General features: G+C 73.6%; 16 protein-coding genes. 9 read left to right on the plus strand and 7 right to left on the minus strand.

The window, feature by feature from the left end; all coding sequences use genetic code 11:
- The first annotated feature begins 9 nt into the window (after nt 1-9).
- Nucleotides 10-621: a hypothetical protein gene (locus IH61_RS0130650; RefSeq protein WP_031075783.1), complete on the plus strand. Its 612-nt coding sequence runs from the start codon at nt 10-12 to the stop codon at nt 619-621.
- A 49-nt stretch (nt 622-670) separates the two neighbouring features.
- Here IH61_RS0130650 and IH61_RS0130655 read toward each other — a convergent pair whose 3' ends face one another.
- From IH61_RS0130655 to IH61_RS0130665, 3 genes are all read right to left on the minus strand, one after another.
- Nucleotides 671-1,909 carry an epoxide hydrolase family protein gene (locus IH61_RS0130655; protein WP_031075785.1) on the minus strand — a complete coding sequence of 413 codons (1,239 nt, stop codon included), beginning with the start codon at nt 1,907-1,909 and terminating at the stop codon, nt 671-673.
- Between the two features lie 109 nt (nt 1,910-2,018).
- Complete coding sequence (locus IH61_RS0130660) at nt 2,019-2,933, minus strand: ketopantoate reductase family protein (RefSeq protein ID WP_031075787.1); 915 nt, start codon at nt 2,931-2,933, stop codon at nt 2,019-2,021.
- A gap of 227 nt (nt 2,934-3,160) precedes the next feature.
- The gene (locus IH61_RS0130665; RefSeq protein ID WP_031075789.1) at nt 3,161-5,002 is read right to left on the minus strand and encodes a hypothetical protein; all 1,842 of its coding nucleotides are present in this window, start codon (nt 5,000-5,002) and stop codon (nt 3,161-3,163) included.
- Nucleotides 5,003-5,307: 305 nt separating this feature from the next.
- Here IH61_RS0130665 and IH61_RS0130670 point away from each other — a divergent pair, with 305 nt between their 5' ends.
- The 6 genes from IH61_RS0130670 (at nt 5,308) to IH61_RS0130700 (ending at nt 9,858) form a co-directional block, all read left to right on the plus strand.
- On the plus strand, nt 5,308-6,276 hold the full coding sequence (locus tag IH61_RS0130670) for an AraC family transcriptional regulator (RefSeq protein WP_051838381.1): 969 nt from the start codon (nt 5,308-5,310) through the stop codon (nt 6,274-6,276).
- Nucleotides 6,277-6,393: 117 nt separating this feature from the next.
- Entirely contained in the window at nt 6,394-6,606 is a 213-nt protein-coding gene (locus tag IH61_RS0130675; protein WP_158845440.1) for a hypothetical protein, read from the plus strand.
- 166 nt (nt 6,607-6,772) lie between these two features.
- Nucleotides 6,773-7,468 carry a DUF1062 domain-containing protein gene (locus IH61_RS0130680; protein ID WP_031075794.1) on the plus strand — a complete coding sequence of 232 codons (696 nt, stop codon included), beginning with the start codon at nt 6,773-6,775 and terminating at the stop codon, nt 7,466-7,468.
- Between the two features lie 205 nt (nt 7,469-7,673).
- Nucleotides 7,674-8,189, plus strand: coding sequence for an RICIN domain-containing protein (locus tag IH61_RS0130685; RefSeq protein ID WP_031075797.1), 516 nt, complete (start codon nt 7,674-7,676; stop codon nt 8,187-8,189).
- Nucleotides 8,190-8,361: 172 nt separating this feature from the next.
- Entirely contained in the window at nt 8,362-9,090 is a 729-nt protein-coding gene (locus IH61_RS0130690; protein WP_078911517.1) for a GNAT family N-acetyltransferase, read from the plus strand.
- A gap of 192 nt (nt 9,091-9,282) precedes the next feature.
- Nucleotides 9,283-9,858 carry a hypothetical protein gene (locus IH61_RS0130700; protein WP_051838382.1) on the plus strand — a complete coding sequence of 192 codons (576 nt, stop codon included), beginning with the start codon at nt 9,283-9,285 and terminating at the stop codon, nt 9,856-9,858.
- Nucleotides 9,859-9,875: 17 nt separating this feature from the next.
- On the opposite strand, the gene IH61_RS0130705 is transcribed toward IH61_RS0130700, so the two are convergent.
- Nucleotides 9,876-10,502 carry a helix-turn-helix domain-containing protein gene (locus tag IH61_RS0130705; RefSeq protein ID WP_031075803.1) on the minus strand — a complete coding sequence of 209 codons (627 nt, stop codon included), beginning with the start codon at nt 10,500-10,502 and terminating at the stop codon, nt 9,876-9,878.
- A 138-nt stretch (nt 10,503-10,640) separates the two neighbouring features.
- Between IH61_RS0130705 and IH61_RS0130710 the strand changes: the two genes are divergently transcribed.
- On the plus strand, nt 10,641-12,083 hold the full coding sequence (locus IH61_RS0130710; protein WP_031075805.1) for an aminopeptidase P family protein: 1,443 nt from the start codon (nt 10,641-10,643) through the stop codon (nt 12,081-12,083).
- A gap of 43 nt (nt 12,084-12,126) precedes the next feature.
- On the opposite strand, the gene IH61_RS0130715 is transcribed toward IH61_RS0130710, so the two are convergent.
- From IH61_RS0130715 to paaK, 3 genes are all read right to left on the minus strand, one after another.
- Entirely contained in the window at nt 12,127-12,564 is a 438-nt protein-coding gene (locus IH61_RS0130715) for a GNAT family N-acetyltransferase (protein WP_031075807.1), read from the minus strand.
- A gap of 56 nt (nt 12,565-12,620) precedes the next feature.
- A complete protein-coding gene (locus IH61_RS0130720; RefSeq protein WP_031075809.1) occupies nt 12,621-13,283 on the minus strand; it encodes a class I SAM-dependent methyltransferase in 663 nt (220 codons plus the stop codon).
- A gap of 240 nt (nt 13,284-13,523) precedes the next feature.
- A complete protein-coding gene (paaK, locus tag IH61_RS0130725) occupies nt 13,524-14,834 on the minus strand; it encodes a phenylacetate--CoA ligase PaaK (RefSeq protein ID WP_031075810.1) in 1,311 nt (436 codons plus the stop codon).
- Between the two features lie 305 nt (nt 14,835-15,139).
- On the opposite strand from paaK, the gene IH61_RS0130730 reads away from it, so the two are divergent.
- On the plus strand, nt 15,140-16,681 hold the full coding sequence (locus IH61_RS0130730) for a hypothetical protein (RefSeq protein WP_031075812.1): 1,542 nt from the start codon (nt 15,140-15,142) through the stop codon (nt 16,679-16,681).
- The last annotated feature ends 191 nt before the right edge of the window (nt 16,682-16,872 follow it).

The following is a 16,872-nucleotide window of genomic DNA, read 5'->3' on the forward strand; positions in this document are numbered from 1 at the left end:
GTCGTGGGCATGCCCATCACCTCCCCCGGGCGCGCCCGCCACCGCACCCTGGTGTCCGTCGCCCTCCTCCTCGCCGCCGCGACGGCGCTCACCGCCTGCGGTGAGCGCCGCGCCGACACGACCGCCGGCGCCGCCGGGCCGTCTGTCGTCCCCGCCGAGACCGCCGGCTCCACCGAGGCCACCCCGTACGTCGACCCCGGCATCGCGGACGGCGCCCCGCACAACCGGGACAACCTCGCCTACCGCCGCGCCCGCGAGATCTCCCCGGCCTCCACGGCGGACGCCAAGCGCGAGGCCGACCGGATCGAGCCCGTGCTCAAGCGGCTCTGGGAGCAGGGCTCCTGGACGCCCGAGGCCGTACGGGCGGCGATGCTCGGCCTCGGGTACCAGCTGGAGCAGACCGGTCCGAACGGCGAGATCCTCGGCGGCACCCTCGACGTCAGGGCCATGGACTCCCGCTTCGAGACCGACCACTACGTCATTCCGCCCGGCGCCCGGATCGGCCTGCGGGTGCACCCCGACACCTGTGTGTCGGCGTCCGTCGAGCCCTCCAGCTACTCGGTCTCGGTCAACGGCACCTACCCGGAGACCGGCTGCTTCCAGCCGCCGTACGGCCACTGAGTCGCGGCCAGTGAGGCGCGGCCGATGGGTCGCGGCCGCTGAGACCCGGTCACCGAGGCCGACGCCCCCGGAACGTGCGGCGCAGGTCGCCCACCCAGGCGTCGGGGTTCTCCCAGGGGATAAAGTGGCCGCCCTTCTCATGGGCGTTGACGTTGACGTGGTTGAACCAGGCCGCCTGCGGGCCGGCCCTGAACGCCTCGACGCGCGCGGCGGCGCCGTGGATTCCGGGCGGGTTCTCGTAGGTGACCAGGGTGACGCCCACCGGGGCCTCCACGACCGGGGTGCGGTCGTGGGAGGGGGTCCAGGGGTAGCGGTTGGCGTTGGCGTAGTAACGCATCGACGTGGCAATGGAGTTGTTCACCCAGTAGATCGTGGCGTGGGTGAGCAGGTCGTCCTTGCCGAAGACGGACTCGACGTCTCCCCCGTTGTCGCTCCACGCACTCCAGCGCTCCAGCATCCAGGCGAGCAGCCCGGCGGGCGAGTCGCTCAGCCCGTGGGCCAGGGTCGCACCGTCGAGCATGTGGACGGCGAGGTGGACGGCGAAGGCGCGGTCCAACTCCTGGATGCGGTCGCGGACTTCGGCGGGCTGATCGTCGGTGAGGGGCCGGTTGCGGGCGAAGTCCCAGGCGCGGGGGCCGTTGAAGAAGTCGAGCGGCAGGCCGGAGCCGATGTGGATGCCGTAGAGCTCGTCGGCGTACTTGTGTCCGAGCTGGCTGGTGATCACCCCGCCGATGTCGCAGCCGCCCGCGGCGTACTTCTCGTAGCCCAGGGTCTCGGTCATCAGGGTGTGCCAAAGTTCGGACACCTTCCAGAAGTTGACGTCCGGGAAGCCGCTGAGCGGCCCGGGGAAGCCGAAGCCGGGCAGCGAGGGCACGATGACGTCGAACGCGTCGGCCGCGTCGCCTCCGAAGGCCGCCGGGTCGGCGAGCGGGTCGATGACCTTCGACCAGTGCCAGAACGTCCACGGCCAGCCGTGGGAGAGGATCAGCGGAATCGGACGCGGCCCCCGCCCCGCCCTGCGCATGAAGTGCACGGGCACGCCGGAGACGGTGACCCGGTAGTGCTCGTAGGCGTTGATCGCGGCCTCGGCCCCGCGCCAGTCGAAGCCGTCCCGCCAGTACGCGACCAGCTCCCCCAGGTAGCCCGCCGGAACCCCGTACGACCAGTCCTCGTTCCCCTCGTCCACCGCCGCCCGCGTCCGCCCGAGCCGCTCCCGCAGATCGTCGAGCACCTCGTCCGGCACATGGATCGGGCTCGGTTCCAGGGGGAAGGCGTGCGGGGCGGCCATGGCGTGACTTCCTTCCGGCGTACGGGCGGTGCGGATCACCCCCACCCTGCCACGCGGGCGGCCGGAGGGCAGGACAGCAGCGGGCGACCGAGGAGTGGAAGTCGGCGGCTCAACTCCGGGCGTTGTGGACCCGCACGCGGACGGCCACCGCGCCAAGGAGCGGCACCGGCACGTTCAGCGCCTCGGCCCGTGCCACCAGGTCGCCGAAGATCTGCTCCGCCTCGACCGGGAGGCCCGCGCTCAGGTCCCGGAACAGCGAGGAGGTGTCGTCGGAGCCCTGCTTGGTGACCATCGCGCGCGTCCGCGCCAGGTCCGCCTCGGGGATGGGGTACCCGGCCGCCGCCGCGACGGAGGCGGCCTCCGCGACCACGGCCTCGGCGAGTTCCGCGCCGCCCGGCGCGGCCGCGACCTCGCCGACCGTGCCGTTGCCCAGCACGTTGACGGCGCCGAGGCTGGCGATGAAGGCCCACTTCGACCACATCGCGGCGTCGATCGACTCGGAGAGCGCCGTCCTGAACCCGGCGCCGGACAGCGCCTCGTGGACCTCCTCGACCCGCGCGTCCGTACGGCCGCCGCGCACGCCGTGGACGAGGCTGCCCATGTCCGCCAGCATCGCGACGTCGCCGTTCTCGTCGAGCTTGGCCATCACCAGCGCGACCCCGCCGAGCACCGCCTCCTCGCCGAACCTCTCGACCAGGACGTCGATCTGGTGCAGCCCGTTGAGCACGGGCACGATCCGCGTCCGCGGCCCGACCGCCGGCGCGATGTCCTCGACCGCCCCCGCCAGGCCCGCCTCCTTGACCGTCAGCAGCACCAGGTCGTAGGGGCCCTCGATCCCGCCCGCCGTCACCAGCTGCGGCTCGATCACCGTCTCCTCGCCGAGCCCGACGATCCTCAGCCCCCGCTCCCGCAGCACCCGGGCCCGCCCCTCGCGGACCAGGAACGTGACGTCCCGCCCGGCCTGCGCCAGCCGCCCACCGAAGAACCCGCCCGTGGCTCCGGCCCCGACGATCAGAATCCGCATCGTGCCCCTTCCATGGCCGCACCTTCCCAGTGGTCAACCGCACCGGGGCCCAGATCATTCCAGCTGGAAGCTTTCTGAAAATCGCGACCCCGGCCACGCCCGGACCGGGCCGAGGTCCTCCTCGCCCGGCTCTCCGACGCGGCCCGCTACGGCCGAAAGCCCCGGGAACTACGCAAGTAGTGGCACTACTTGCGTAGTTCCCGGGGCCCGGCGCCGTACGAAGGAGGTCAGTCCTTCGAACGTCCGCACACGATGTCCCGCTGGCTCCAGGCGTCGCCGCACCAGAGCTTCTTCTCGTCCGGCCCGGTGACGTACTGGGACAGCCCCCGGTTGGCCGGGCTGCACGCCGCCTTGCCCTTGAGCGGCGAGTACTCCGGGCACTCCCCGTTCTCCAGTGCCAGCAGGTGCGCGCGCAGCGCGTCCAGGCCCATGTCCTCGACGCCCGGGTTGGTGGACGGCATGAACCGGTTGGCGGACCAGGAGCCGCCCATGGCCCCGAACAGGGCGATCGCGCACACCAGTCCGGCCGCCAGCTGGGCCGTCGCCCGCGGTGCGATGATCCGAGCGGTCCGCTCCGGGGCCACCTCGCCCAACACGCCCCGCAGCCAGCCGAATCCGCGTTCGTAGGCGAGCATCGCGCCGAGGACGGCCAGGACGAGCAGGCAGTAGAAGATGATCCAGGTCGTGCGCGGGTACAGCTGGACGGCCTGGTTCTCCTCCATGTGGGAGGCGAACCAGAAGCGCAGCAGCCAGGCGCCCGCGAGGACGAAGCCGACGGTCCGTACGACGATGTGGCGCAGGCCCAGGCCCACCGCGACGCCCGCACCCAGGAGCAGCAGCACCCCGAAGCCCGTCTGGCCGGCCAGCTCCCCGGACTCCGGCCAGTTGTGGTAGTCCTGCAGGCCGGCGCGGTCGGAGGCCCAGCCCATGACGTAGGCCGGGTCGATGTAGGTGTTGATGTAGGCGTAGCGGTCCGTGGTCGTGGCTCCGAGGCGCACCAGCTGGTAGAGCAGCGGCGAGCCGATCACCCCGGCGGTGACGAGCACCGTCCCCGCGAAGAGCGCGGCACGCTTGAGGACGGCCCCGCCCCGGCGCCACGGGAAGAGCAGCAGGGCGAGGACGAAGGCGCCGGGCGCCGCCCAGATGAACCAGCCCGAGTACCAGAGGAACAGCACACCGAACGCGGCGCCGAAGCCGAGCCCGCGCCGAACCGCCGTGCGGGCCGGGAGTTCGCCGGAGCGACGGATCTCCCGGAAGCAGGCGGCCAGCAGGGGCAGCAGCACCAGCATGGCGCCGTGGCTGTAGGGGCGGATCGGGTCGAGGAAGACGATCGACGTCGGTACGGCGACGGCCATCGCCCAGAACGGGCGCAGCATCAGACGCCAGGCGGCGTACGTCATGGGCCCGACCAGGGCGCTGAGCAGGAGTTGCAGGTCCTTGAGCGCGTGGCCCGTGCCGACGCTGCCGTGGTGGAAGAGCTTGGCCCAGACGGCGAGCAGGGCCGGGAACAGCGGCGGGTAGACGCCCGGCAGGCCCTTGCCGCGCATCATGTCGATGGCCATGCCGATGAGGTTGCCGGGGTCGCCCTCCTGCCCGCCGAGGCCCCACGGGGTACCGTTCAGGGCCACGGCGATGCCGCCGGCCACGACGCCGGTGCCCAGGCCCGCGACGGCGGCGCAGACCAGCCGCTGGGCGGTGCGGTAGTGGCGCAGCTGGCCCCGGTAGGCGAGCAGGAGCAGCACGGCGAGGAGGGGGATACCGAGGACCGCCGCGTACTGCTGGACCTTGGCGAGGCCGCTCACCTGGCCGATCCGGATGATCGGATTGACGCTGATCTGCGTGCACAGGAGCATGAATCCGACACCGACCCCGGCGCTGACCGCGATCTCGGCCAGCGGCGGGACGTAGCGCTTCGCCGCCCAGCGGGCGACCCGGCCACGGGGCCCGCCGGTCGCCGGTCCGCCGGTCCCCGGATCGGCGGACGACCGATCCGCGGACGACGGTACGGGCCGCGCGTCGGGGGACGCCTCGACAAGGCCGCCGGCTGCGTACGGAGCCGTATCTGTCATGTCAATTCGCTTTCGTGAAACGGCGCGGGTCGTTACAGGATGACGGCAGGAACGGGCCGCTGTGAACGGCCCGGGATGCCGTGGGCCGGGGGTGTCACGGATACGCGCTCGCGCATCTCCCCCGAAAGAGCGTTGTTCTGATGATGTGTTGACGAAGGAGTGAGTCCGCCGCCCTCATCTGATGAGACGTCCGGCCCCGGCCGAGGTTGCAGGTGGATCGGCTACGACCCTATCCGGCCGGGTAGCGTGCTCCCGCACCCGCTGCGCCCGGCAGCGGACCGGGAGACGGGCAGGGGCGAGGCGCCATGGCGACGGTGCTCTTCAGCGGCGGCGACGTACGGGACCTGCACGACGCGGTGGCCGCGGAGTTCGCGCCGCACAAGCTGCGGGTGCGCCGCGGTGACGGCTCCGGCGGGCGGCTCGTGCGGCACTGGCGCGGCGAGGTGTCGGTGTACGAGCTCGGCTGGGGCGCGGACGTGGACGTCGTGCCGGGCGAACTGCCCGACCTGTACAGCCTGCAGGTGCCGCTGACCGGGACGGGTCTGGTCACGGTGGACGGCCGCCCGCTCTCCACCCGGCTGAGCATCGCCGGGCCGGGCCAGCACCTCGCCATGTCCTACGACCGGGGGTGCGTGAACCACGTGCTGCTGATCTCCCGCCAGGTGGTGGACGAGGCGGTGACCGCGCGCCGGGGCGAGCCGAGCAGCGCGGCCGTGCGGTTCGACCCGTCGCTGGACCAGGACGGCGACGCGATGGCCGCCTGGCTGGAGCTCGCCCGCGCGTACGTGCGCGCGACGGGCAGCGGCCTGTTCACCCGTTCACCGCTGGCCGGGCGGCACCACGAGCGGCTGCTCGTCCACGGCCTGCTCGACCTCCAGCCGCACGACCTGGTGCGCCCCTCCGCCCTGGGCGCCGCTCCGGCCGCGGCGCCCGCCGCCGTACGCCGGGCCGTCGCCTTCTGCGCCGAGCACGCCCACGAGCCGATCATGGTCGCGGACATCGCCCGCGCGGCCCGGGTCAGCGTGTCGAGCCTGCGTCAGGGGTTCCGGACGCACCTGGACACCACGCCCATGGCCTACCTGCGCCGCCTGCGCCTGGACCGCGTCCACCACGACCTGCTCGCGGCCGCCCGCGGCGGCACCGAGGAGACGGTGACCCAGATCGCCCTGCGCTGGGGCTTCACCCACCTGGGCCGCTTCTCCCAGGAGTACCGCCGCGCCTACGGCCGCCTGCCCTCCCAGGTCCGCGGGGGCGCCTCGGGGTCATCGGGGTAAAGTGCTGCCGATCTTGCGCGTGACCGGCGAAGCACCGGGATGACGGCCAGCAGCAGGCCGGACAGCGGGACGTCCTGGTTGAGGACCGGCCCGTGGGCGGCGGCGACGAGGATGCCGATGCTCCACCAGGTGCTCGGCTTCGACGAGACGGCCACGGGCCCGGGCATTTTCCCCGTCTACGTCGCGATCGGCGCCCTGCTGCGGACCCCCGCGCGGCAGCCGGCTCCCGAGAAGGTCGCGGCCCAGGACGCGACCGCCGGCCGAGAGCACGGGGAAATTCGGTTGTCGCGGGTCGCCGTTTCGATCATGATCGCCCGCATGGACTTTTGATGACTGCCACGTAGTACGCGCCTGTCGCGCGACCCATCGCCCCGGAGCCTGACGACCCGGCCCCGGGGCGATGTGTCGCGCCCCTCGTGAGCATCCGTCAGAGAGCGGGAGCCGCCGAGCGAGTTCGGCATGCCCTCCTGCTGAGTCCTGAAAGCACCGAACACACATGAATACCGACCGCAAGGCCCTGTGGGCCGTGCGTCAGTGCGCCCTGCCCACCGTCATCCGGTCCTGCCCGGACTGTCCCGGCATGCGGCACCGCGCCTCGGGGAACATCCGCGTCAACGCGAGCGGCAAGCTGCTCGACGTCTGGCTGCTGTTGAGCTGCGCGTCCTGCGACCGCACCTCGAAGGTGCCCGTCCACGAACGCGTCCACGTCTCGGCGCTGGACCCGGCCCGACTGGTGGCGTACGAGATCAACAGCCAGGCATCGGTAAGGGAGTTGGTGACGAGCGCGTCGCTCGCGGCGAAGAACCGCTACCGGCTCGACTGGACCGGGACGTGGGAGCTGGAGACCCGGATGCCGCTGTACGCGCTCGACGACCCGAACCCGCTCTCGGTGCAGGTGCGCTTCGAGCTGCCCGCGCCGGTCCGGGTGGAGCGGCTGCTCCAGCTCGGTCTCGGCCTGAGCCGGGCCGAGGTCCGCCGTCTGGTCGCGGACGGGCGGATCCGCCTGCCGCTCGCTCCGGACGCCAAGGCGCACCAGGACTTCGAACTCACCATCCACGGACCCGGTTCCGTCGATGCGGCCAAGCACGCGAAGTCCCCCGGCGCACCCGTCGCCGAACGCACCGACCTGGCTCGGATCGGGCTGCCGCCCGCACCCGGCCGGGAGCTCCCACGCCGGGCCACGGCGCGATAGGAGCCGCCCGCTGTCCCCGGTCGTCACGCCGGGGCAGCGGGCGGACTGCACCCAGTTCGGGCCGGTCCTGGCCGTGACGTAGCCCCGGGCCGTAGACGGATCGTCAACGCGGGCGTCGATCGTACGTCCACGCCCGTCCCCCAGAGTCCTCCTCAGCGCCGCGAAGGACACCGGCGGCACACACCTGAGAGAGGACGGGACGACCATGAGGAACCTCGTACGCAAGCGCCACGTGCTGGGCGCGCTGGCGGCGGCCGCGATCGCGATCACCGCGATGCCGGGTACGGCGAGCGCCAACACCAGCGGCACGGTCAGCGTGGGCGGCACGAGCAAGTGCCTGGACGTGCAGGCGAGCAACTCGGCCAACGGCACCCCGGTGCAGATCTGGGACTGCAACGCCTCGGGCGCCCAGAACTGGTCGGGCACCGACCAGGCGGACGGGATGGGCATGACCCTCTCCGCGCTCGACAAGTGTCTGGACGTCAGCGGCAGCGGCACCGCGGACGGCACCCGGGTCCAGCTGTGGGACTGCAACGGCAGCGGGGCCCAGCGCTGGGTGCGCTACGAGGGCAACGTCCTCATCAACCCGCAGTCCGGCAAGTGCCTGGACGTCCCCGGCGGCAACTTCTCGAACGGCAACCAGCTGCAGCTCTTCACCTGCAACTACACCGCCTCCCAGCAGTGGTACTTCGCCCCGCCGCGTATCCCGCACGCCGGCTGACACCACCGAGCCGACGCGGCGGCGGCCCGGCACTCCCCCGTCCCGACCGCCCCCGCGTCACCCGGGGCCCGACTTCGCCCACCCCGCAGGCCGGGGCGCGAAGCCGGGCTCCACCCATGTCCGCACCCGGAAATCGGATGCCCTCCCCGGCCTTCGCCGCCGACAATGGCCCATGCTGATCGACCACTGGCCCCTGCTGGGCTTGCGCCTGACCACCCCCCGCCTGGAGCTGCGGCTGCCCGGCGACGAGGAGTTGGCGGCCCTCGCCGACCTCGCGGCGCAGGGCGTCCACGAGCCGGACCGGATGCCGTTCCTCGTGCCGTGGACGGACCTCCCGCCGGCGGAACGGGCCCAGTCGGTGGTGCGCCACCACTGGCTGCGCCGGGGGAACTGGTCGCCGCGGGACTGGGCGCTGAACCTGACGGTGTTCGAGGAGGGCCGGGTCGTCGGGCTGCAGACGCTCGCGGCACGGGAGTTCGGCGTCCTGCGCGAGGTCGAGACAGCCTCCTGGCTCGGGGCGCGGCACCAGGGCCGGGGCATCGGCACGGAGATGCGCGCCGCGGTGCTGCACCTGGCCTTCGAGGGGCTGGGCGCCCGCGAGGCCCGGTCGGGTGCGCTCGAGGACAACGCCTCCTCCTTCGCTGTGTCCCGCAAGCTCGGCTACCTCCCCGACGGCGTCGAGCAGCACACCGTCCGCGGCCGTCCGGTGACCAACCGCCGACTCCGACTGCCCCGCGCCCACTGGCAGGCGCACCGCAGCCTCCCCGTCACGGTCGACGGACTCCCGCCCTGCCTCCCGATGTTCGGCGCCCAGGAGCCCGCCGATCCCTCCACCCCGACGGTCACGACGGTCACGGCGCCCCCGGCGGTCACGGCGCGGGGGCCGCGTTCACGGCCGTGAGGGCGCGGATCGCGGCGCGCAGGTCCTCGGGGGCGACGGCGGAGAGGGTCTCCGTCCTCCCCGCGGCCGTCCGCACCTGAGACGCCCTCCCCCTGCGGGGTGAGGCGGGCCGTTCCGGCGGCGGATGCCGGTGGGCGTCGCCGCGCGGGATCGTCGAGGCGTCAACCAGCGCTTCGTCCGCAGGAGTTCCCGATGACCTCGCACACCCTTCTCGCCCGTCTGCACGGCCGCCCGGCGGCGGGGGTGCCCCGGTGGGCGGTGCGGGCGGCCTGGGCCACCTCGCTGACGGTGCTGCCGGCCGGGCTGTGGCGCATCCTCGCGGTGGATCTGCGGCTGCCGCTGATGGAGGTGCCGGCGGACGCGCCCGCGCCGCCTGAGTGGTTCGGGTTCGAGTGGTGGTACGTCATCGGGCTGAGTGCGGTCAGCGAGGCGCTGGCGTTCCTGGCGGTCGGGCTGGTCAGCGAGTGGGGCGAGGTGTGGCCGCGGTGGATCCCGTGGGCGGGCGGGCGCCGGGTGCCGGTCCTGGCGGCCGTGGTCCCGGCGGGGCTCGGGGCGGCGCTGAACACCCTGCTGTGGCCGTACTCGCTGACGATGATCAGTCTCGGCCACCGGATCGACGGCACGGGCCAGACCGGGCTGCACGAGAGCGGCTGGCAGCAGGCGGTCTTCCTCGGGGCGTACTGGCCGCTGGCCGCCTGGGGCCCGCTGCTGGGGGTCCTGACGGCGCACTACTACCGGCGCCGCCGCGCCCAGGATAACGTTCGCTAAAGCGAACGATCCGCCGCTCAGTCGAACCCCTCGCCGCCCGCCCCGCACCCGCGCCCGTCCCCCTCCGCCAGGTGCAGCCGCTGCCCGGCTCGGTGCTCGAGCAGCAGCACCGAGCGGACCGGCTCCCCGCCCAGCGCGGTGTACGCGTGCGGGAGCGCCGCGTCGAAGCCGACATAGTCGCCCGGGCCGAGTTCGAACGCCCGCCCGTCCACCCGCACGCCCAGCCGCCCGGCCTGGACGACGGTGTGCTCGGTGCCGCTGTGGCCGCCGGAGTCCTGCGGGGTGCCGGTGCGCACCAACTGGTCGTAGACCTCGAACACCGCCTCCCCGCAATCGATCCGGCGCAGCGGCCGCAGGTCGACCCCCTGTCCGCTGAGCACCTGGGCCTGCGCCGCGCGCACCACCGTGACCTCGGCGGCCGGCCGGGCCTCGACGAGGTCGGAGATCGGCACGCCGAGCACCCGGGACAGGCAGAGCACCGTCTCCAGGGTGGGGTTGCCGGCGCCGGACTCCAGCTGGGAGAGCGTCGCCTTGCCGATCCCGGCGCGGCGGGACAGTTCGGAGAGGGAGAGGCCGTGCTGCGCCCGTACCCGTTTGAGGTTGGCGGCGAGGACGCCCTTCACCGAGCTCTCGGAGTCGTTCACGCTCGACCTCTTCTCTCCGGACACTGTTCGCTATACCGTACGGTGCGTCTGCACGCGGCCGTGGCAGGCAGGTCAGCGTAGCGAAACGCGTCGCGACACCATCCGCTCTCACCACCCGCCCTCGTCAGGAGCCGCAGGATGACCGATCCCACCGCCACTCCGCCCATCAAGTACCGCAAGAACGGCCTCACCCGCGGCGTGACCGAGGAGCTGGCCGAGAGCATGAAGCACGGCTGGGCCGACACCGAGCGCCACGAACTGGAGCCGATCCCCCAGGCCGCGCACACGGCCCGCCGCCGCGCCGAGCTGTCGGCCGCGTACCCGGGCGAGCTGCTGGTGGTGCCCTCGGGCAACCCGAAGGTGCGGGCCAACGACAGCGACTACGCGTTCCGCCCGTCCTCCGACTACGTCTACCTGACCGGCGACCTCACCCAGGACGCCGTGCTCGTCCTGGAGCCCACGGGCGAGAGCGGGCACCTCGCCGTCGCCTACCTGCGGGGCCGATCCTCCGTGGACAACGGCGAGTTCTGGCTCGACAACCACGGCGAGCTGTGGGACGGCCGCCGCAACAGCCTGACGGAGAACGAGCGTCTCCTGGGCCTGCCCTGCCGCGACGTGCGCACCCTCGCCGCCGACCTGGCCGCCTCCACTGCCCCCGCCCGGGTGCTGCGCCGCCACGACGCGGGGGTGGAGAGCGCCCTGGAGGGCCGCACGACCGCCGAGCGGGACGCGGAGTTCGAGGTCCACCTGTCCGGACTGCGCCTGGTCAAGGACGAGTTCGAGATCGCCGAGCTGCGGTTCGCCTGCGAGGCCACCGCCCGGGGCTTCGAGGACGTCGTGCGCGTCCTCGGCACCGACGCCCCGACCCCCGAGCGCCTGATCGAGGGCACCTTCTTCGTCCGCGCCCGCCTGGAGGGCAACGACATCGGCTACGGCACCATCGCCGCCGCCGGCCCGCACGCCACCACCCTGCACTGGGTGCGCAACGACGGCCAGGCCCGCCCCGGTGACCTGCTGCTGCTCGACGCGGGCGTGGAGACCAACCGCCTCTACACCGCCGACGTGACCCGCACCATCCCGGTCAGCGGCCGCTTCGGCGAGCTGCAGCGCAAGGTCTACGACGCCGTGTTCGACGCCCAGGAGGCGGGCATCGCGGCCGTACGGCCCGGTGCCGACTTCCGCGACTTCCACCACGCCGCCCAGCGCCGCCTTGCCGAACACCTCACCTCCTGGGGCCTGTTCGGCGACCTGAGCGCCGACAAGGTGTACGAGCTCGGCCTCCACCGCCGCTTCACCCTCGCCGGCACCGGCCACATGCTCGGCCTGGACGTCCACGACTGCGCGCACTCCCGCACGGAGGAGCACGTCGACGGGCCGCTCAAGGCGGGCATGGTCCTCACCGTCGAGCCGGGGATCTACTTCCAGGAGAACGACCTGACCGTCCCCGAGGAGTACCGGGGCATCGGCGTACGCATCGAGGACGACATCCTCGTCACCGAGGACGGCAACGAGAACCTCTCCGCGGGCCTGCCCCGGCGCTCGGACGAGGTCGAAGCCTGGATGGCCGGGCTCCGCGGCTAGGCACCGTCCGGGCCTGGGCGGTGAACGGCTGGGCGGTCAGCGGCTAGGCGGTCAGCGGCTTGACCCAGCGGCTCCACCGGGCCTCCGGCCGGTAGCCGGCGGCCTTCCAGGTGCGGTGGCCGAGTTCGTTGTCGTCCAGCACCATCGCGTCGATCCGGCGGCCGCCGAGGGCGGTGAAACGTTCCTCGGCGGCCTCGAGCAGCGCGGCGCCGATGCCCCGGCGGCGGTGGCCGGGGTCGACGGCGAGGCGGTAGAGGTGGCAGCGCCAGCCGTCCCAGCCGGCGATGACCGTGCCGATCGGGCGGCCCGGGTCGTCCGCCGGGGCGGCGACGATCAGGCACTCCGGGTCGCGGGCGAGCAGGGCGGCCACGCCCGCCTCGTCGTCGGTGATGCTCGTGCCCTTGGCGGCGCGCGCCCAGAGGGCGAGCAGCGCGGGGATCTCGTCGGGGGTGGCGGGGCGCAGAACGATCTCGGAGGTCATGTCGGCCTGTTCTAACAGGCCGCCCGCCCTGCCCGCCTCTGAATTCCGGTGAGCGGTCACCCCAGGCGCCACACCGTGGTTGTCTTCACCTCGGTGTCCTCCAGGTCCGCGACCACCGGCACCTGGTACGCCGCGACGGCGGTGAACCGCTCGCGCGGCAGGTACGCCCGCCCCGGGTCGCCGACGATGACGGTGGCGCCGCGCGCGACGGCCCGCTCCAGGAACGGCAGGAAGCGGGCGGCCATGGCCCGTTCGTAGAAGACGTCCCCGGCGAGCACCACCTCGGCGGGAGCGCCGTCGCCGTCGACGAGGTCGACGAGCGACGCGTCCACCCGCACCCCGTTGGCCCGGGCGTTGAGCCCGATCGAGGCGACGGCGTAGGCGTCGATCTCGGCGGCGCTCACCTCCCTCGCCCCGCGCAGCGCGGCGGCGATCCCGACCAGTCCGGAACCGGCGGCGATGTCCAACACCGCCCGCCCGTCGACGAGTTCGGGATGGTCCAGCACGTACCGCGCGACGGCGACCCCGCCCGCCCAGGCGAACGCCCAGAACGGCGGGGCCAGTCCGGCCTCCCCGCGCTGCCGCTCGGTGGTCTCCCACAGGGCGATGGCGTCCTCGGCCATGTGCAGGCTGATCTCGGGGACGAACGGGACGGGCTTCAGCTCGGTCGCGCTCCGGATGAAGTCGAGATCGGAGAGGGTTCGCAGCTCACTCGGCATGCCCGCAGCATAGGGCCCGTACGGAGGTGCCCGCGCACGCTGCGTGGCCGGGCGCCCACCGGACGGGGGGCGGCTCGGGAGCGACCCGGGAGCGACCCGAGGGCGGCCCGGAAGCAGCCCGGGGGCGGCCCGGGGTGGACGTCACCGCCATCGAGCGTCTACATTGCTGTAGTCGCCGGAGGCGCACGAATCCACCCCCCGGACAGCCGTCCGCCTCCGGCGCCCGACCACCCGACGGGCTCAACTCCGCTCGTCCACCACCCGTTTGATCTTCCCGACCGACCGCTCCAGCGTGTACGGCTCCACCACCTCCACCTCGACGGTGACGCCCACCCCGTCCTTGACCGCCCGAACGACCTCCGCCCGCGCCGCCTCCCGCACCGGCCCCGGCGCCTCCGGGCGGGCCTCGACCCGCACCGTCAGGTGGTCCATCCGCCCCCGCCGGCTCAGCCGCAGCTGGAAGTGCGGCGCGACGCCGTCGGTGCGCAGCAGGATCTCCTCGATCTGGGTCGGGAAGAGGTTCACCCCGCGCAGGATGATCATGTCGTCGCTGCGCCCGGTCACCTTCTCCATCCGCCGGAACGCCGGGCGGGCGGTGCCGGGCAGCAGCCGGCTGAGGTCGCGGGTGCGGTAGCGGATGACGGGCAGGGCCTCCTTGGTGAGGGTGGTGAAGACCAGTTCGCCGCCCTCGCCCTCGGGCATCACCTCGTCGGTGAAGGGGTCGACGACCTCGGGGTAGAAGTGGTCCTCCCAGATGTGCAGGCCGTCCTTGGTCTCCACGCACTCCTGGGCGATGCCGGGGCCGACGACCTCGGAGAGGCCGTAGATGTCGACGGCGTGCAGGTCGAGTCGGTCCTCGATCTCCCGGCGCATCTCCTCCGTCCACGGCTCGGCGCCGAAGATGCCGATGCGCAGCGAGGTGGTGCGCGGGTCGACGCCCTGGCGCTCGAACTCGTCGAGCAGGGTGAGCAGGTAGGAGGGGGTGACCATGATGATCTGGGGCCGGAAGTCCTGGATCAGCTGCACCTGGCGGGCCGTCATGCCCCCACTGGCGGGGATGACGGTGCACCCGGCCCGTTCGGCGCCGTAGTGGGCGCCGAGGCCGCCGGTGAACAGGCCGTAGCCGTACGCGATGTGCGCCTTGTCGCCGGGCCGCCCTCCGGCGGCACGGATCGAGCGGGCGACGACGTCGGCCCACATGGACAGGTCGGCGTCGGTGTAGCCGACGACGGTGGGGCGGCCGGTGGTGCCGCTGGAGGCGTGGATGCGGCGGACGTCGGCCATCGGGACGGCGAACATGCCGAAGGGGTAGCCCTCGCGCAGGTCGGCCTTGGTGGTGAAGGGGAAGCGGGCGAGGTCCTCGAGGGTGCGGCAGTCCTCGGGGTGGACTCCGGCGGCGTCGAACTTGCGGCGGTAGAGCTCGACGTTGTCGTACGCGTGGCGCAGGGCGGCCCTCAGTCGGGTGAGCTGGTGGGCGCGCAGCTCGTCCGGGCCCAGGCGCTCGCCGGCGTCGAGCAGGGCGGGGGGCAGGGGCTCGCCGAGGCGTCGCATCGTCGCTCCTTCTCGCCTTCTCGCCTTCTCGTCGGCCGACCAGGCTCGTCGACAGCCGGCCCGTCGCCGACCGGTCGTTCGGTCAGAGTGGGTCAGGGCCAGGTAAACCGGCCCCCGGCCTGCCTGTCAAGACCACCGACCATCGTTCCGGAATGAGAAGTTCCGGCAACTTTGCCTCAAGTCCTCCCCTCGACCCGGTTGGCCGATATGAAAATCATTACGGAAATTTGACCCACGCGGCCCCTCTCCCGCCCCGGCCGCATGGTTCAGTAGTGCGGCTTCTCCCCCGCACCCCGGAGTGAACCGTGTCCTCGACTTCTGCCCTGGTCAGCGCGCTGCGCGACCTCGGCGACCGGCCCGCCGTCGTCGCCGACGGCCGCGCGATCAGCGGCATCGGCCTGCTGCTCGGCGTCTCCCCTCCCGGCGGCCTGCCCAGAGCCCTCGCCGAACGGGTCGCCGCACACGCCGCACTCGCGCCCGCCGCCGCCCGCACCGCCGAGGCCCGGCTGCGCCACTGGGCGGGCGTCCTCGGCCCGCCGCCCATCCGGCACACCGTGCTGCACCCCACCACCGAACTGGCCGTCGAACTCGGCCTCGCCACCCTCCTCGCCGGCGGCACCGTCCACTGCGGCGACCCCGAGCAGCAGCCCGACGAGCAGCTCGCCGCCCTCGCCGCCACCGGCACCACCCACCTGAGCCTGCCCTCCCCGCTGCTGTGGCGGCTCAGCGGCCGCCCCGGCCTCCCCGGCCACGACCTGCGCGCGCTGCGGCTGATCCTGCACGTCGGCCCCGAACCCCGCCAGGACGACGTGTACGCCGCCGTCGACGCGCTCGGCGCCGTCCTCGCCCACGTCCGCGCCCCGCAGAACGAGGACGAGAACGCCGACCACCGGCTGCGCGCCGACGCGGAAGCCGCCGAGGCGGCCGCCTGGAAGTACACCATCGGCCTCACCGCCGACCAGACCCGCGCCTTCGGCGCCCACCTCGACCGGGCCGTCCTCACCTCCCTGCTCCTGACCCTCCAGCAGGCCGGCGTCCTCACCGACCCCGCCCACGGCCACCACGAGGCCGAGATCCTCGCCGCCGCCCTCGTCACCCCCGCCGAAAACCCCCGGGTACGCGGCTGGCTGGACGCCCTCACCCGCCACGGCCTGATCACCCGCCGGGGCCCCCTCTACCACGGCGCCCCGGCCCTCACCGCCGCCGACGCCCGCGAAGCCTGGCGCCCCGCCACCGACGCCTGGGCCGACGGCCTCGGCCCCGCCACCGCCCTCGAGCGCGTACGGCGCGGCGCCACCCGGCTGCCCCGCCTCATCACCGGCGAGGAACCGCCCCGCCCGTACACCGCCCCCCTGCGCTGGGCCGCCGCCCGCGGCTACCTCGGCGCGGTGCTCGGCGCCCTGGTGCGCAGCAGCGCCGAGGCCCGCGCCGAGGCCCACGACGGGCCGCAGCCGCTGCGCGTCCTCGAACTCGACCGCGAGGGCGTCGAGACCACCGTCGCCCGCGCCCTGGCCTCCCGCCCCCGCCGGCACACCGAGCACCACCTCGCCCCGGACGGCGGCCGCTACGACCTGGTCGTGGCCACCACCACCGCCGGGCCCGAGGAGGAGGCGTCCGCGCTCGTCGACCTGCTCGCCCCCGGCGGACGGCTGCTGCTGCTCGCGCCCGTCGCCGAACACCTGGACCTGCTCATCACCGGCGACGCGCGCGGGGCGGGCGCCGCACCCGACCAGGTCTGGCGCACGGCGCTCGCGCGGGCGGGCTGCCCGCAGGTCCTCGGCCTGCCCGGCGCCGGGCACCCGATGGCGCCGCTGGGGCTGGGGCTGTTCGTCGCCCGGGCGGAGTGAGGGCAGGGGTTGAGGGCAGGGGGCTGGGGGCTGGGGGCTGGGGCACGTCGGCCGCCACCCGTCGGCCGTTCGCGCTGGTCAGAAGCCGCGCCGGGGCCCCCGTACCCGAGCCTCGTGGCCGCGCGGTGAAGCCCGGATCACACACTGCCACCCGATCCGTACCATTTCGATACCGAAGCCCGGATGAGCTG

Source organism: Streptomyces sp. NRRL WC-3742, from assembly GCF_000720635.1.
Classification (GTDB): Bacteria; Actinomycetota; Actinomycetes; order Streptomycetales; family Streptomycetaceae; genus Kitasatospora.

Coding starts and splice junctions, on each gene's coding strand:
- IH61_RS0130720 (WP_031075809.1), bottom strand. CDS start 13,283: ATGCCGAGTGAGCTGCGAACCCTCTCCGATCTCGACTTCATCCGGAGC.
- IH61_RS0130680 (WP_031075794.1), top strand. CDS start 6,773: ATGAATACCGACCGCAAGGCCCTGTGGGCCGTGCGTCAGTGCGCCCTG.
- IH61_RS0130710 (WP_031075805.1), top strand. CDS start 10,641: ATGACCGATCCCACCGCCACTCCGCCCATCAAGTACCGCAAGAACGGC.
- IH61_RS0130650 (WP_031075783.1), top strand. CDS start 10: ATGCCCATCACCTCCCCCGGGCGCGCCCGCCACCGCACCCTGGTGTCC.
- paaK (WP_031075810.1), bottom strand. CDS start 14,834: ATGCGACGCCTCGGCGAGCCCCTGCCCCCCGCCCTGCTCGACGCCGGC.
- IH61_RS0130655 (WP_031075785.1), bottom strand. CDS start 1,909: ATGGCCGCCCCGCACGCCTTCCCCCTGGAACCGAGCCCGATCCATGTG.
- IH61_RS0130715 (WP_031075807.1), bottom strand. CDS start 12,564: ATGACCTCCGAGATCGTTCTGCGCCCCGCCACCCCCGACGAGATCCCC.
- IH61_RS0130685 (WP_031075797.1), top strand. CDS start 7,674: ATGAGGAACCTCGTACGCAAGCGCCACGTGCTGGGCGCGCTGGCGGCG.
- IH61_RS0130675 (WP_158845440.1), top strand. CDS start 6,394: ATGCTCCACCAGGTGCTCGGCTTCGACGAGACGGCCACGGGCCCGGGC.
- IH61_RS0130660 (WP_031075787.1), bottom strand. CDS start 2,933: ATGCGGATTCTGATCGTCGGGGCCGGAGCCACGGGCGGGTTCTTCGGT.
- IH61_RS0130700 (WP_051838382.1), top strand. CDS start 9,283: ATGACCTCGCACACCCTTCTCGCCCGTCTGCACGGCCGCCCGGCGGCG.
- IH61_RS0130665 (WP_031075789.1), bottom strand. CDS start 5,002: ATGACAGATACGGCTCCGTACGCAGCCGGCGGCCTTGTCGAGGCGTCC.
- IH61_RS0130670 (WP_051838381.1), top strand. CDS start 5,308: ATGGCGACGGTGCTCTTCAGCGGCGGCGACGTACGGGACCTGCACGAC.
- IH61_RS0130690 (WP_078911517.1), top strand. CDS start 8,362: ATGCTGATCGACCACTGGCCCCTGCTGGGCTTGCGCCTGACCACCCCC.